This is a genomic window from Candidatus Omnitrophota bacterium, from assembly GCA_028716165.1.
Classification (GTDB): Bacteria; Omnitrophota; Gorgyraeia; order JABMRG01; family JABMRG01; genus JAQUQI01.
On the sequence record JAQUQI010000013.1, the window covers coordinates 1 to 14,917 of the forward strand.

At 44.6% G+C, this 14,917-nt stretch carries 19 protein-coding genes and 1 riboswitch; of the genes, 18 read left to right on the plus strand and 1 reads right to left on the minus strand.

Features of this window, described 5'->3' with window-relative positions:
* The 14 genes from PHV77_06280 to PHV77_06345 form a co-directional block, all read left to right on the plus strand.
* On the plus strand, nt 1–644 hold a 644-nt coding region (locus tag PHV77_06280), incomplete at its 5' end, for a sugar phosphate isomerase/epimerase (protein MDD5504893.1).
* Between the two features lie 66 nt (nt 645–710).
* On the plus strand, nt 711–1,064 hold the full coding sequence (locus tag PHV77_06285; GenBank protein MDD5504894.1) for an exosortase system-associated protein, TIGR04073 family: 354 nt from the start codon (nt 711–713) through the stop codon (nt 1,062–1,064).
* A gap of 102 nt (nt 1,065–1,166) precedes the next feature.
* The gene (locus PHV77_06290; GenBank protein MDD5504895.1) at nt 1,167–1,580 is read left to right on the plus strand and encodes a PilZ domain-containing protein; all 414 of its coding nucleotides are present in this window, start codon (nt 1,167–1,169) and stop codon (nt 1,578–1,580) included.
* Nucleotides 1,581–1,632: 52 nt separating this feature from the next.
* Nucleotides 1,633–2,013 (plus strand): hypothetical protein, encoded by a 381-nt coding sequence (locus tag PHV77_06295; protein MDD5504896.1) that lies wholly within the window; start codon nt 1,633–1,635, stop codon nt 2,011–2,013.
* A gap of 79 nt (nt 2,014–2,092) precedes the next feature.
* Nucleotides 2,093–2,833: an anti-sigma factor antagonist gene (locus PHV77_06300; GenBank protein ID MDD5504897.1), complete on the plus strand. Its 741-nt coding sequence runs from the start codon at nt 2,093–2,095 to the stop codon at nt 2,831–2,833.
* Nucleotides 2,834–3,005: 172 nt separating this feature from the next.
* A riboswitch (cyclic di-GMP riboswitch) is annotated at nt 3,006–3,098 on the plus strand.
* A 94-nt stretch (nt 3,099–3,192) separates the two neighbouring features.
* Nucleotides 3,193–3,492, plus strand: coding sequence for a hypothetical protein (locus PHV77_06305; GenBank protein MDD5504898.1), 300 nt, complete (start codon nt 3,193–3,195; stop codon nt 3,490–3,492).
* Nucleotides 3,479–3,742 (plus strand): hypothetical protein, encoded by a 264-nt coding sequence (locus tag PHV77_06310; protein ID MDD5504899.1) that lies wholly within the window; start codon nt 3,479–3,481, stop codon nt 3,740–3,742. Before PHV77_06305 ends, PHV77_06310 begins: the two co-directional genes overlap by 14 nt.
* Entirely contained in the window at nt 3,735–3,878 is a 144-nt protein-coding gene (locus tag PHV77_06315) for a hypothetical protein (protein ID MDD5504900.1), read from the plus strand. Before PHV77_06310 ends, PHV77_06315 begins: the two co-directional genes overlap by 8 nt.
* 14 nt (nt 3,879–3,892) lie before the next feature.
* Complete coding sequence (locus tag PHV77_06320; GenBank protein ID MDD5504901.1) at nt 3,893–4,246, plus strand: exosortase system-associated protein, TIGR04073 family; 354 nt, start codon at nt 3,893–3,895, stop codon at nt 4,244–4,246.
* Nucleotides 4,247–4,306: 60 nt separating this feature from the next.
* Nucleotides 4,307–4,852, plus strand: coding sequence for an RNA polymerase sigma factor (locus tag PHV77_06325; protein ID MDD5504902.1), 546 nt, complete (start codon nt 4,307–4,309; stop codon nt 4,850–4,852).
* Between the two features lie 195 nt (nt 4,853–5,047).
* Nucleotides 5,048–5,731 carry an outer membrane beta-barrel protein gene (locus PHV77_06330; protein ID MDD5504903.1) on the plus strand — a complete coding sequence of 228 codons (684 nt, stop codon included), beginning with the start codon at nt 5,048–5,050 and terminating at the stop codon, nt 5,729–5,731.
* A gap of 26 nt (nt 5,732–5,757) precedes the next feature.
* Nucleotides 5,758–6,537, plus strand: a complete 780-nt coding sequence (locus PHV77_06335; protein MDD5504904.1) for a hypothetical protein — start codon at nt 5,758–5,760, stop codon at nt 6,535–6,537.
* Nucleotides 6,538–6,632: 95 nt separating this feature from the next.
* Complete coding sequence (locus PHV77_06340; protein MDD5504905.1) at nt 6,633–9,149, plus strand: PKD domain-containing protein; 2,517 nt, start codon at nt 6,633–6,635, stop codon at nt 9,147–9,149.
* Nucleotides 9,150–9,152: 3 nt separating this feature from the next.
* On the plus strand, nt 9,153–9,950 hold the full coding sequence (locus tag PHV77_06345) for a DUF1573 domain-containing protein (protein ID MDD5504906.1): 798 nt from the start codon (nt 9,153–9,155) through the stop codon (nt 9,948–9,950).
* A 91-nt stretch (nt 9,951–10,041) separates the two neighbouring features.
* Here PHV77_06345 and PHV77_06350 read toward each other — a convergent pair whose 3' ends face one another.
* The gene (locus PHV77_06350) at nt 10,042–10,590 is read right to left on the minus strand and encodes a DJ-1/PfpI family protein (GenBank protein ID MDD5504907.1); all 549 of its coding nucleotides are present in this window, start codon (nt 10,588–10,590) and stop codon (nt 10,042–10,044) included.
* A gap of 209 nt (nt 10,591–10,799) precedes the next feature.
* Between PHV77_06350 and PHV77_06355 the strand changes: the two genes are divergently transcribed.
* From PHV77_06355 to rsmA, 4 genes are all read left to right on the plus strand, one after another.
* Nucleotides 10,800–11,690: a peptidyl-prolyl cis-trans isomerase gene (locus PHV77_06355; GenBank protein ID MDD5504908.1), complete on the plus strand. Its 891-nt coding sequence runs from the start codon at nt 10,800–10,802 to the stop codon at nt 11,688–11,690.
* Between the two features lie 113 nt (nt 11,691–11,803).
* Nucleotides 11,804–12,769, plus strand: coding sequence for a peptidylprolyl isomerase (locus tag PHV77_06360; GenBank protein ID MDD5504909.1), 966 nt, complete (start codon nt 11,804–11,806; stop codon nt 12,767–12,769).
* Nucleotides 12,747–13,793 carry a 4-hydroxythreonine-4-phosphate dehydrogenase PdxA gene (pdxA, locus tag PHV77_06365; protein MDD5504910.1) on the plus strand — a complete coding sequence of 349 codons (1,047 nt, stop codon included), beginning with the start codon at nt 12,747–12,749 and terminating at the stop codon, nt 13,791–13,793. Before PHV77_06360 ends, pdxA begins: the two co-directional genes overlap by 23 nt.
* A 101-nt stretch (nt 13,794–13,894) precedes the next feature.
* Nucleotides 13,895–14,764, plus strand: a complete 870-nt coding sequence (gene rsmA / locus PHV77_06370) for a 16S rRNA (adenine(1518)-N(6)/adenine(1519)-N(6))-dimethyltransferase RsmA (protein ID MDD5504911.1) — start codon at nt 13,895–13,897, stop codon at nt 14,762–14,764.
* Nucleotides 14,765–14,917 lie beyond the last annotated feature (153 nt).

The window sequence follows — 14,917 nt, forward strand, 5'->3', positions numbered from 1 at the left end:
ACAACCAGGATAGCATAGAGCTCATAAACAGGGAATTCGCAAAGGTCAAGGCCGCAAAAAGGATACACGGCCCCTTTCTTGCCCTTGCCCCGGCAAGTTCTGATACGCGTATCCGTAATCTGTCAAAACAGCGTATGCTTTCCGGCCTGCGTGTATGTAAAGCGCTGGGATGCGACAATATTGTATTGCACAGCCACTATGATCCTGTTTATCACAAAAAGCATAAGGCTGATTGGCAAAAATACGCGGATATGACCTGGGCTGATGTGGAGGCTTTGAGCAAAGAACTTTGTATCACTGTCAATATTGAGAATTCGGAGGATGACGGCCCGGATGCCGTATTCTATCTTTTAGATAGGTACCCGTCTTTTAAGGCCTGTTTTGACCTTGCCCATTATACTGTATTTGGTTTAGAGCCCTGGAAAGATATCCTTGCCTCGTATCCTAATGGCTCTGTCAATGAAGCGCACATATCGGACAATAATACAAAGGAAGACCAGCATCTTATTTTAGGACGCGGGCTTGTTGATATCAAAGGTTTTTTACGGCAGCTGCGCCTTGCCGGCAATGCCGTCGTTACCATTGAGCCTCATTCAAAGGCGGATATGATAAAAGATATAGAATACATGAGAGATTTTTCTTGACAATGTTTTTTCGTGTTGTTAAACTATAAAAAATAGGGCCATGCATTCATAAAAGGAGGAAAGCAGATGTCAAAAAGCGTTAAGGTCGGGGTGGTTTGCGTGTTGGTATTATGCGTTGCCGCGATAGCTTTGCCTGCGTTTGCGCAGGAAGGCAGCGTGATAGAAAAAATGGGTAAAAAACTTGGGCGAGGTATAGTGAATATCGCGACAGGCTGGGTGGAACTGCCGAAAAATATATATGATATAAGCGTTGAAAAAAATAACCCGCTTATGGGTATTACCTACGGCACGTTAAAAGGCTTAGGCATGACTGTGGTAAGGACAGGCGCTGGTGCGTATGATACCGTGACTTTTCTATTCCCTGTCCCGCAGGATTATCAGCCGATATTGCAGCCTGAATTTGTGTTTGAAGAGAAATAGTCCAATAACCGGTGGCATCTGTTGAGAATGATTAAAACGAAGCAATAAAAACAGATTAAATGAAGATTTATTGCTTCGTTTTATTTTGGAAAGCGGTTTATTATGGGCATATCCAGAGAAGTCAGAGAGCGCAGATCCAGCAACCGCAAAACAGGCTCGGATGAAAAAAGAAATTATATAAGGGCCGATGTTTCCGTACCGATTATTATTTATGTGAAGAAAAAGAACGGCCCTGAAAAGGTGAATGCCAGGGCTTGGAACATTAGCGCCAGCGGTATGATGGTAGAGGCGGGTGATAATTTTGATACCGGTATAAAGGTCGGCATTGAAATTACCACGCCAGGCAGTCCCAACCCGGTGCACTGTAAAGGCAGGATAGTGTGGGCATCGGAAGGCAAGATCGGCAAAAACGGTTATAGCTACGGTGTGGAATTTATTTCCATTGAAGAAGACAACAAGAACACATTCCTGAAGTTTTTATGTGATCTAATATACAAGAACTCGCAAACTTTGTGAACAGCTGTTGATCTTTTTGGATTGTGCGGAACAAAAAAAAGGAGGTGGCAAAGTGGCAAGGAGGGGGTTTAGGTTATTTGCGGCATGGGTTTTGGTTGTCGCCTGTCTTGCATCCTGCGGATATGCGCTGGCGGATGATGGATGCCAGTCTGCCGGAGGGGAGAACAAGGTGGTAAAATTTTTTAAGGGTGTTTTTAAATGGCCTTTTAGCGTTACGAAACAAGGCGCTGAAACTGTTGGCCGAACCACAAAAGCCGGAGTTACTACCGTTGCGAATACAGGTGTTAGCGCCGTTGAGACTGTAACGGGTAAACCTGAAAAGATAAAGGATGTTATTGTTGAGCCTGTCAAAGGCACGGCCGAGACAGGATATACAGCTGCTGAAGGAGGCATTAAAACGCCTGTAGAGGGGACAAAAGAGGCATTTGAATAGTAAGAGGCTGGTGTGATTTTTATGCGTGTATCTAAAAATCATACCAGTCTTTTTTATTTTACATGTCCGGCAATAAATCATGAAAATTAAAATTAATTATATAAAAAACATAGCGGTTTTGACAGTTGACGGCAAAATCAATATTAATTCGTCAAAGCTTATAGAGAGCGTAGCGGGCCTGCTGGACAAGGGCGTATCTAAGCTCATTATTGATATGCAAAAAGTGGATTTCGTTGATTATAACGGCCTGTCTGTGATAGCCATCACCTATAAGAATGTTCTTAACAATAACAGCGCCATGAAACTATGCGGGATTGCCCCGCACATACAAGAGCTTTTCAGGGTTGTAAAACTTGATGATGTCTTTGAGATATATAACGACATCAATAGCGCTGTATCCGGTTTTGAGGTTGCAACGGATGGCATACGGGCGAAAAGCAGGCCAGGTATCCAGCCGTTGAGAAGGAAATTCGCAAGGCTTGACATGGACATTCCGGTGACATACAGGCTTTCTCTGCCTGGGAAATGCTTTGCGACTACCGAGATACTAACCGGAAGAATAGAAAATATAAGCGGCGCCGGGCTGTTCGTGCGTTCAATAAACCTGCTGCCTCCGGGCAGCGAGGTATCGGTTGGAGTAAAACTGAATAATGATCAGGAACCCAGATACTTTAACGGTGTGGTAATGTGGCTCGCGGACAAAAATCTCCAGCCCTGGCTGTTCCCCGGAATGGGGATAGCTTTTACGGATATATCATACGGTATCAGAGAAAACATACTGCAGTTTATAGAAAAGAACGCCACTCACAGAAAAGGCTGACCTGCCGATAAAAAAAGACAAAACCGCATACTCAAACCAGCACCTACCCGCCATTTTTTTGTAAATCTGTAAAAAATGTAAATTTACACATTTGCACATTTGAACTATTGACTTTTTTCATTACACAAGGCATATTTATTACGGAAAGGCAAACAGGGTTCTTTTACAGAGAATACGATAAAGGCAAACTGTCCGAAAGGACAGGGCGCAAAGCCGCGGGCCTAAAATCTTGTAAAACCAGGGTTATGGCAGTCGGGTTGCCGAATTTCATTTATTTAGGACATGGCCCCAAGGCTTCAATACGCGCTTTTACCATATTGATAGTTTTGGGGTTTTTTGTTTAATAAGGCGAGCCAGGTATGAAGATACGTCATGGTGAAAAAGAAATCGCGGGTAGAGTGGTAGCGTTTCTTACGAGGCCGGAAATAGATTATATAGACAGCCTTGCAAAAGACGCTTTGTTTTCTACGGGGCATAAGTTGTCAAGGACTGACATTATACGCGCTGTCATTGACTGCGTAAAATCAAGTAAAATTAACGGCAAAGGTATTTCTTCAAGGCAGGGGTTGGAAAAAAGGCTGTATTGTTGTCTGCAGACGGCATTGCCTGATGCCGTATCGGAAATAATTGAGGCAAGGGGCGGGCATGATAATAATTAAACTGGCTATGGTCATATTGCTTCTTGCGCCTTTTGTGTTTGTGATCTCGGTTGTGGTATTGTCTTCGGATGAAGCTCTTTACTGTTTAAACGGGGACAGATTATTGACTGCGGATATGGGCAGAAATATTGCCGTATATTTGAAGGAGGCCAGCGGGTGTATATTTTGTCTGGAAATGGATATTATACAAGATGCCCTGATGCGGTATAGCCGCGCGGGCGGTTTTGTGCCAAGGAGACGCTATGTATAAAAGGTTAAAATTTAAATCTGATATGAAATGCCCGATGATAACAAGATGGCAGACCAGAAACGCCGATTTTATGCAGATAGAGATATCGCCGGTCCATGTATTAAGGATCAAGATAGATAAAGCGGTAAAAAAATAGAAAAGGAGGTTTATATGAGAAGGGGAAGAGATATGAGGCGCCATCAGAGATGCGTAAGGCGAAAAGCGGGGATAAAGAGGTTCATAAGAGGTTTCTTGCCATTTGCGCTGGTTTTTGTCCTTGTTTTTCCTGCTGTCGCGGCAGGGCAGGAGGCCGGCAAAAAACTTATACAGGGTATTGAGGATACCGCCACCGGGTGGACGGAAGTGCCTAAGGAAATGGCCGAGACCACGCAGGAAACGAACGTGGTGGAAGGTGTAACGGCTGGCGCCATAAAAGGCGCGGGCGAGGCTATTTCCGGCACAGTAGAGGGGGTCGTGGAAATAGCGACCTTCTATGCCCCGGAAAGCGAAGACAATAAGCAATGATAGAAGTTTATTGAATGCCCGGGAGGGGTTAAAGGCCCCTTCCGGACGGAGGGTAGATAAATGCCTCTTGACCGGAAAAACAGATTATTCCAGCTTTTATACAGGCGTTATTTTAATAAGGTACGCTTACGCGTCAGGCGCATTCTGCGCAATGAAATGGACGTCGTGGATGATATTGTGCAAGAGGCTTTTATGCGCGCTTATATGAACATGGATAAAACGTACAAAAAAGATGATTTTATAAGATGGGTGTTTATAGTAGCGCGCAATCTCTGCTTGAATTACAAAAGAGCGAACAGCAGGACGTTGGCAGGCGCGTTAAAGCCTGCCGACAGGCAAAACTACAGCGCAAATCTCATTGACACTGTAGCTGATTGTAATTGTCCCGCGCCCGATAAGATTGCCGAAAAAAATGAGCTTGTATGCGTGTTCAGGGAGTGCGTGCAAAAATTAACGCCTAAATACAGATTGGTTGTCCAGCTTTGCGGCATTGAAGGCTATTCGTATCATGCCGCTGCCGCGCAATTGCATACAAGCGCCAGCGTGATTGCCCATGACCTGATGAGGGCAAAGAGGCTTTTATCATCAAAGATGGCTATCATGTAATGTTATCATACTGTCTTATCGCGGCACAGCCCGCCTTTTTGATTTTTACCTTTCTATGTATCCCTGTAATTTTTTCAGCGTGATAGGATTTTTATTTGAAAATACAAACCATTCTTTTGCGGTCAGACTGTTCCGTGTATCTGCGCGTGCAATTTTTACTTGACAATTTTTTTTAAAAGTGCTAATTTATAGCCAATGCGATTTAAGTTTTTATCTTTTTTTTTCCTGTTATTATTATTTAATCCTTCTTTATGTCAAAGCGCTCCATGTTATGGGACAAAGATACCCGCAAAAGGCGGATTTTTTTCAGGCATAGAAGTTTTCCACATTGACAGAAACCTTGAGAAAGACCAGGGTAAGGTCAAAAGCACCCAAAGTTTTTTATTGGTTTCATATGGATTGCAAGACTGGTTTAGTATTGATTTAAAGGTTGGCATCGGAGGCATAGACAGATACAGCGCCCCTTACCACAACGTTGATTATAGCGCGAGATTTGACGGTGGATACGGGTTTAGAGCGCTTTTTTTTGACAGAGACAATGTCAGGCTGACCGGAGGTTTTCAGCATATCAGCGTTCATCCAAACACGGTAAGCCTTGACAATAAAAAATATAAAGCCGTTCTTGATGATTGGCAGGTCTCTTTACTGTTGTCATACGATTATTCTCACCTTTCTTTATATGCCGGCCCGCGCGTTTCAAGAACGGATTACATAAATTGGATAGACAATGCCAGGAAACGCCATATGTCTGATAGCGGAGATTGTATAGGTTTTGTTTGCGGTGCCGATATCAAGATTACTGATGAAATGTGGCTAAACGCGGAGGCAGGTTTTATTGACGCTAAAACAGCGGCAATAAGCCTTATGGCCAGGTTTTAGGATTGGCCCAAACAAGGGAGGCCCGAATGAAAAAATTTTTTACGGTAGTTGTTGTCGTAGTGGTTCTGTCAGCAGGTCTTTTATTGGGCAAGGATATCGCGGCCAAAGTTGTCGTTGAAAAGGTATTTGGATTAGCCACAGGCCTTAAGCTTAAAATGAGCGGCCTCAATGTCGGAATATTAAAGTCCTCTGTTAGCATTAACGGATTAAAATTGTATAATCCCGGGATATTTGAAGAAAGAATAATGCTGGATATGCCCGGCATATACGTTTATTATAATCTGCCTGCCATACTCAAAGGAAAAATTCATTTGCATGATATGAAATTGGACCTTAAGGAATTTATTGTTACAAAGAATAAGGACGGCAAGCTTAATCTTGATTCGCTCAAGTCGGTTAAGGCGCAAAAACAGTCCGATAAGACGCGGCCTATTGACATGCGGATAGATAGCCTTGAATTAAAGATAGGCAAGGTGGTATATAAAGATTATTCGTTTGGCGCCGGGCCATCTGTCAAGGAATTCAATATTAATCTTGATGAAAGATATACCGATATCAGCGACCCCTACGCGCTTATCAGCCTTATCGTAGTAAGGGCGCTCATGAATACTACCATAGCAAGCCTTACGAACTTTGACCTTAACGCTCTTTCGGGCAGCGTATCAGGCGTGGTATCCAAGGCGGGCAAGCTTGCCACAGAGACAGCTGGCAAGGCAACAAAAATCGCCGGCCAAACAAGCAAGGCTGTGACTGATGCCGCAGGCAAGTTGATCAATAATATGCCTTTTGGCGGTTCCAAGGAATAATATTTTTGCGGGAAAAATCAGGTATAAGCGTATTTTTTTGCTTTAACACGTTTTACCGCGTAAAATTATCACTGTAAAGTAAAAGGAGGAGAGATATGAAAAGATGCATCGGTCTATTGTTTACCTCAATATGTTTGCTGTGTTTCTGTATCGTTCAAGCTTATGCCAAGGACATACCATGGCATCACTCAAGGGCCAAGTATTTTTATGTCTTCGGCTCTGACGGAGACCCTTTGCTGGGTGCCGATGACCACGAATTAACTTTGTATGTTGATGTCCCCTCAAGCGAAACTTCGGATGTAGCTATTGAAGTATTTGACCCTGACACGGGAAGCCATCATGATTTCAGAACAGACTCCTCAAACACATGGGACACGGTAACGGAATTTTCCGTTTTCGGCAAGGACCTTCTTGATAAAAAGGAATTCGGCGCCCAGGATTACAACAAAGCGTATTATAAGTTTGGGCCATACAGCGCGGATAAAGGGCAGGCCGTGTCAAATTTTTATCGTTTTAAAATTGTGGCCAAAGGCGTTAAAGGCGACGATGCCAATCTTTTCAGGTTCAGGATAATGCCTGACAGCGCCAATGTTTATAGCGACAATATTACTATCAGGCTTTTGCCTAATCAGGGAGATAAGATGTATTTTTATCCGGAGATATCTCCCGGCACTAAATATGTTATTCTTGAAAACTACGACCTGGATGCCGAAGGCGGCACAAGCGAGATCTTTGCCGGACGCAATGTGTTGTTTGGAGAATCAACGACAAGGCATACCGTAGAAGATTCACCGAGCGGCGAATGGAGAAAAACCCAGATACCGGTTAATGCCATTACAGGCGGCAGGCTCAAGTATATTATAACAAAAGGCACGCAGAAATACGCCCACGCCGGTATAAAAGTATATGATGACAAGGGAGCGCTTTTGCCTTTGTATTTTGAGCAGGGCCCGGCGCCTGCCCCTATTATAGAAGGCCAGAGTGTTCCTGTTTCTCCGGTCAAAGCGGTTGTCGTTACCCAGGCAAAAGACCTTGGATGTAACAAATTTACCTTTGATGCCACTGATTCCTATGATATTACCAACAGGGATCTTTCTTTTGACTGGGATTTTGGCGACGGAAATACAAGCAAGGAACAGGTTGTCACGCACGTGTATGAAAAAGGCGGGACATATACAGTGCGCCTTACGGCAAAAGATGATTCGGGCTTAGGCTGTGATACGGCGACAACCACGCAGACAGTAAGGGTCAATACCCCGCCCAAGGCTCGTTTCACATCGCCTGAAACAGCATGCCTGTCCGATAATATATATTTTGATGCCAGCGGCACTACCGACGACACTTCAAGCAATCTATCTTATGTATGGGATTTCGGCGACGGCTCAAAGGCCGAAGGCCTTAAGGTGCGCAAACAATATGATAAAGGCGGTACTTATAAAGTCAGCCTTTTGGTTGATGATAATGAAGAATCTTCCTGCAGTACCGATACTGTCAGCCGTTCTATCCGGATAAACACCGCGCCAGTGGCAGTAGCGGGTTCCGATATAGACATATGCCTTGAAGATTTTAAGTCCGAATATAAGGTTATTTTTGACGGATCAGCTTCATACGATACGGACAAAGACCGGCTTTCATATCTGTGGGACCTTGGCGATGGCACAGAGAAAACCGGTGTAAAGATTACTCACGTGTATCAGAAACCCGGACATTATAATGTAACGCTTACCGTTGATGACGGCAGTTCCTCTGCCTGCGGCACGGCCAAGGATACGCTGAAGGTTGTTTTAAACAAGGCGCCTATCGCGTCAATAAAGACAAGAGAGTCAAAGATTTGCGTGGGAGATGAAGTCATATTTGACGGTTCCGGTTCTTCAACGGAAAGCGGCGAAAATCTGAAGTATGCGTGGGATTTCGGCGACGGCTCCAGGGCTGAAGGAGTTCAGGTTACCCACGTCTATAAAAAAGGCGGTAAATATTTTCCACGACTCGTTGTTGATGATACCAGCGACACACGGTGTTCGCAGGCTTTGGCTACAGCCGTTGCGGATGTAAACACGGCACCTGTTGCCAAAATTGATGCCCCGTCCGTGATATGTATCGGCAAAGCAGTTACTTTTGACGCATCCGGTTCAGGTGACCCCGATGGAGATGCCCTGCGTTATTACTGGAGCATTGGAGATGAGGCTGTAAAGCAGGCAGGCCCGAAGATGGTTTATACATTTAATTCAGGAGGCGTGCATACGGTGCGTCTTATGGTTGATGACGGCCGGGGTTATGAGTGCTCCAAGACATCAACCGCCTTTAATATCCGGGTAAATACCCCGCCCGTGGCCAATGCAGGTATCAACCTTGCCTGCTGTGTTGATGAGAATACGTATTTTGACGGATCATACTCAACGGATGCCGACGGCGACAAATTGTCCTATAGCTGGGATTTTGGCGACGGGAAGAAAGCCGATGGCGTTAAGGTTAATCATGTATACACAAAACCGGGAAGATACAATGTCGTTCTTACGGTTGACGATAATTCAGGCACTGAATGCAATACAAGCGTTTCTTCGTTTACGGCAAGCGTGAACGCTCCGCCGGTACCTATTATAAAAATAAGGTAACCGATGAAGGTTGTTTTAAGCCTTGTCTGTGCTTGTGTTTTCTTTTTAGCATGCCGCGTATGTGATGGGGCTGAACTCAAGCCTGTTTCCAGGGAATGGGATTTCGGCAAGGTCCAACAGGGCTCGTCAAAGCAGATGGTATTCTTTGTCAGCAATACCGGCTTTGACGAGCTCGTGATTAATAATGTCCATACGTGCTGCGGATACAGCGTTGACAGGGTTTCCAAATGGACACTCGCGCCGGGAGAAAAAGCAGAGATTGCTCTTACCTGTGATGCTTCAAAAAAGACGCCTGGACGGGACAAAAGATATATTACCCTTCTTTCAAACAGCACGGCCAATCCTCACGCCCTTATTCCGGTAAAGGCTGACATTTCCCCGGCCCCTAAAAAACTTCTGATAAAAAGCAAAACCGAAGCATCCGATGTACAGGAGGTGCCAAAGGCTAAGAATGAAGAGGAAATTCCCGCAATAACCGTTGATGAATTACACGGCCGCTTGTCAACAGGAAGGGATGTCCTGATACTGGATGTAAGGCCGTCCGGAGAATACTCGGAAAAACATATACCAAATTCAATACGGCTTGCCGCGGACAGCATTATAGATGACGAGGCATGCCTGCGCGATGTGTTAAGGAATGTTGAGAAAAGGACATTGATTGCCGTATTTGACTGGGACGGGCGTGGCCAGGCGCGTATTGTTACATCCAAAATAAACAGTTTGGGTTATAATGCCTGTTGCGTAAAAGGAGGGATATCCTCCTGGGAAAGAAACGGGTATTTAATAACTTATAATAATTGACATTATTTTTTTCTTAATCCCTGCTCTGTTCCAAATGAACGTTGTAATAACAGGCGGTTGTTTGCTTTCGCATTAACCCGGAGCCGGATTTTTAGATTAAAAGCCCGCCCGCGGTTTTATCGGAAACTGATTTTCCGCATAGCGAGTTTACAAGCGCTAAGGCGAATTTTAATGCCGCGGCCGGGCCGCTGCCGGTTATAATATTTCCGTCAACCACAACATGGTCGTTGACATATTTTGTTGTTTTGGAAAAGTTGTTTTCCATTCCGGGATAACACGTAGCCGACCTGCCATCCAGTATCCCTAACGGAGCAAGGACAAGCGCGGAAGAGGCGCATATTGCCGCTATAAGTTTATTTAGAGCTTTCGCTTGTATTAACATTTCTTTTACCCTTTTATCCGCAACAAGGTTTTTAGACCCGGCAAGGCCGCCCGGAAGCGCCAAAGCATCGTATCTGTTATTTGCATCCTTAAGTATCAGATCTGTTGATATACTGATGCCTCTTGAACCCTGGACTTTTATGGTATTAATACCGCAGGCGTCAACTAATACTCCCGACCTCCTCAAAACATCAATTATGGTTACGGCCTCAATTTCCTCAAAACCCTCGGCAAGCAAAACTATGGCTGTTTTTTGCATATAGACCCCCTTCTCTACGAAGATATTTTATACTTACGCGCGCCTTGTTTCAAGTAATTAAATCCTGATATTACATGATTTTTTTTGAGGTAATAACATCAAGAGCCGGTGTCGGTTTCTAAGGAATCGGGGAGTAGATTTTGCTTGTGTATACTATATATATGTGATAAAATTACCTAATTAATATATTAACCGGGAGAGGTGATGTGATGAAGAGAATATCCGTATTTGTCGCAGTGGTTTTAACGCTCGCAGCTTTTGGCTGCGCCAAAAAAGCCAAGGACGGGGTTGTCGCCAGCGTGAACGGCAGGCAGATCACGCTTAAAATGGTTGATGAAAAGATAGAAAAATTACCTCAATACTATCAGGCATTCGCGGTCCAGCACAAGAAAGAGATTGTTGATGAGATGGTCATTGAAGAGCTGTTGTATGATGAAGCAAAAAGAAGAAAACTGCTTCAGGACCCTGATACGAAAGAGTTAATCAATGATGCTATCAAGAAGATATTAATATCAAGGGTGATTGAAGACGAAACCAGGAAAACCGATCCCGTCTCCGATGATGACGTGAGCGCGTATTATGAACAGAATAAAGACAAATACGCCATACCGGAAATGGTACGAGCCTGCCACATATTGACAAGTACCGAAGAAGATGCCGAAGCCGTAAAAGCGGAGCTTGAAAAAGGCTCTGATTTTAGCGTTGTCGCCAATACGTATTCAAAGGACCTGACCAAAGACAGGGGTGGAGACCTCGGTTATTTTAAAAAAGGTCAAATGATACCCGAGTTTGAGAACGCGGCTTTTAGCCTGGAAGTGGGCCAGACAAGCGGGATTGTTAAGACCAGGTTTGGCTATCACATCATACGCCTTACTGACCGCAAGCCGGCTTCTTTCCGCACTTTTGAAGAGGTAAAAGACGATGTTATGACATCTATTATCCGCGATAAACAAAGGCAAAGTTTCGCGGATTTTACAAAAACCCTGAAGGATGCGGCCAGGATATCGCTTAACGAAGACATGCTGAAATCTTTAGAAAAAGAAAATGCTCAAGAGCCTGACGCGGAAAATGATCTGCCGGATACCGGCACGGCGCAATAGGCCTTGTCAGGCCCTGTTTATCAATGGCGCGTTAAAAACGTGGAACGCGGGGGCTCTTTTGGGTAAAGTTTTATCCGGTAACTTTAGGCGGTTCAATTCGTTACCTTATTGCCATGCAGAATAAAATAATATTCAAATTCTTGTCTGTCTTGTGCCTTTTTTTTGCAGTCTGCCATAGCTATGCCATGGCAGCTTCTTTGGTTGACAAAATCACCGCTGTCGTAAACGAAGACGTTATCACCGAAAGCGAGCTCCAGGAATCCATGCTGCCTTTTATCGCCGATTACAGGCTTCGCTACGGCGAAGAAGGCCTGAAAGAGAAAATGGATGAAGCGCGCCAGGACGCGCTCAACAGGCTTATTGAAGAAAAGCTTATATCCCAAGAGGCCGTCAAAAGGGGCGTGACGGTTGAGGATAATGAAATACAGCAAAGGGTTGATGACGTAAAGAAGAGGTTCGGCAGTGATGAAGAATTTTACCGCGCAATAAATTCATCCGGCATAACCCTTGCGCGCCTTAAAAAAAAATATGAAGAACAAATAATGATGCGCAAGCTTGTTAATGACGTTATTGGCAGCCGTGTTAATATAACCCCGTCCCAGGTTACGGCCTATTATTACGGAAACATAAAGGATTTCACTGTCCCCGACACTGTCCGATTTAAGGTCATACTCATTAAACCTACGGATGAGATGCCGTTGCCGCAGGCTAGGAAACTCGCCGAAGATATATGGATGAAAATAAATAAAGGCGATGATTTTGACCCTCTTGCCGCGCGGTTTTCACAAGGCCCTAACGCCCAAAGAGGCGGTGACATGGGCTATATGGCGGCCGGGAGCACTATTTCCGAGATTGAACAAGCCCTGTCAGGGCTTGTTCCGGGCCAGGTATCCGGTGTGATTGAGACAACATCGGGTTTTTACATCATTAAAATGATTGACAAAAAACAAGCCTCCACATCCCCGATAACAGAGGTAACGGACACCATCAAAGAGAGGCTTTTCCAGAGAGAGTCGGAACTGACCTTAAGGGAATTCGTGGGCAAACTGAAAGAGGATGCGTATATCAAAATTAATTAAGCCCAGGGTCTGCATTACCATGGGTTATCCCGCGGGCATAGGAGCTGAAGTTATATCAAAGGCGTTGGCAAGCCGGGCAGTGAGAAGGCTTGCCAATTTTTTAATTATAGGCAATATATCTTTTTTTAATAAAGCCTGCTGCGGTTATGTTAAAGATATGCCGTATACCGTGATAGAAGATGATGCCGGTATAGAATTTTCTAATTCAGATATATTATTTCTGAACATTCCTGAAGCCGCGAAGGTTAAATTTTCCTGCGGCAGGATATCGGCCGTATTAGGTGGCGAATCCGTTCGTTATATAAAAAAAGCTGTTGATTTGGCGCAAGCCGGTAAATTTGATGTGCTGGTGACAGGGCCAATACATAAGCGCGCGGCTGAATTATCGGGTTTTACACACAAAGGCCATACCGAGTTTTTGGCATATTTAACCAAACATCAGCGTGTTGCGATGATGCTTGTCAGCGGCAGGCTAAGGGTGATTCTGGCAACCACTCATCTGCCCGTAAAAGACGTATCCTTTTGCCTTAATAGCAATGACATATCCGATAAGTTGTTATTGGTAAATGCTTATTTGAAGCGTTTTTTTGGAATAAAGAGGCCGATTATAGCCGTATGCGGGCTTAATCCCCATGCCGGCGATGACGGCCTTATAGGCAATGAAGAGAAAAGCATAATAATACCGGCTATCAGGAAGGTATTGAAAAAAGATGTCAATGCCAAAGGGCCTCTTTCGGCAGATGGAGTTTTTTTTGAGCTTGCCAGAGGTAAATACGACGCTGTTATGTGTATGTATCACGACCAGGGCCTGGTCGCGCTGAAAATGGCCGGCCGCGACAAGGCGGTAAATATTACATTGGGCCTGCCTTTCATACGAACATCTTGCGGCCATGGGACGGCTCTTGATATAGCAGGCAAGGGTATAGCAAACCCTGACAGCATGAAAGAGGCTATCAGGACGGCTATAGGCATGTTTATGATATCCAATAATAAATTTGAGCAGGATAAGATCTTTCATCATTAGCCGCAAACACCGCCTCGATTTTTTGAAACTAAGATACGTTTATTTTTGCCAATGCCTGGCAGTTTTTGCCAGGCTTTCAATAAACCCATAGGTATTTAATATTGCATAACGCGTCCGGAATCAGGCGTATACTGAAAGATAACGGCCTCTCGGTCAATAAGGCCCTGGGGCAGAATTTTCTTGTCCATGCCGGCAAGAGGGATGAGATAATAAGTTTATGCGGCATATGCCGCCATGAAACGGTGCTGGAAATCGGCCCGGGGCTTGGGGCTTTGACTGAAGGCATACAACCGATGTGCGCGAATATGATTGCCGTTGAAAAGGACCGTGGGTTCTCGGATTTCTTAAAGCGTTATTTTGCGGATAGCGGTAATATTGAGATAGTCAATTCCGATATTCTGCGCTATAAAATACCTGATTTCGGAGAGAAGGTAAAGGTTGTAGGCAACCTGCCGTATTATATTACATCAGCGGTAATTTTTCACATGCTTTGCCAAAAGTCACGGATAGGATCCATGTTTTTTACCGTTCAAAAAGAGGTTGCCGACCGTATAACCGCGGGTCCTGCCTGCAAGGATTATGGCATGCTTACTATAGGCATATCATATCATTGCACCGCAAAAAAGCTGTGCAAAATAGGCAGAGGTTCTTTTTTTCCCGCCCCTGCCGTTGACTCCGCGCTTATTGAATTAAACGTCCGGCAATGCCCGGCGGTACATGTTGCAAGCGAAGAATATTTTTTTAAATTAATAAAGGCAGGTTTTAATAAGAGGCGGAAGACCCTTTATAATGCCCTTGAATGCGCGCCCGGACTGGGCTTGGATAGGGCCGCTATTATGGACGCATTCAGCCTGCTAAAAATAAATCCGCGCGTCAGGGCCGAGGAGCTTGGCCTTGAGGAGATGGCGAAATTATCAGAGGCCCTTAGCCCGCATTCGCGCACGGACAAACCTCGCGGCCCTGAATTCTAATATTTTTTAGCAGGACTTTTTATCTTTCCCGGACAACCTCTGTATTTGAATCGCTTATGGCTTTACTTTGCCGGCATTATATGGTATTCTACGTTTGCAAAACAAATGCTGGTAAAGTAATATGGCCAATAAAATGATTTTTTTTGCTATAAA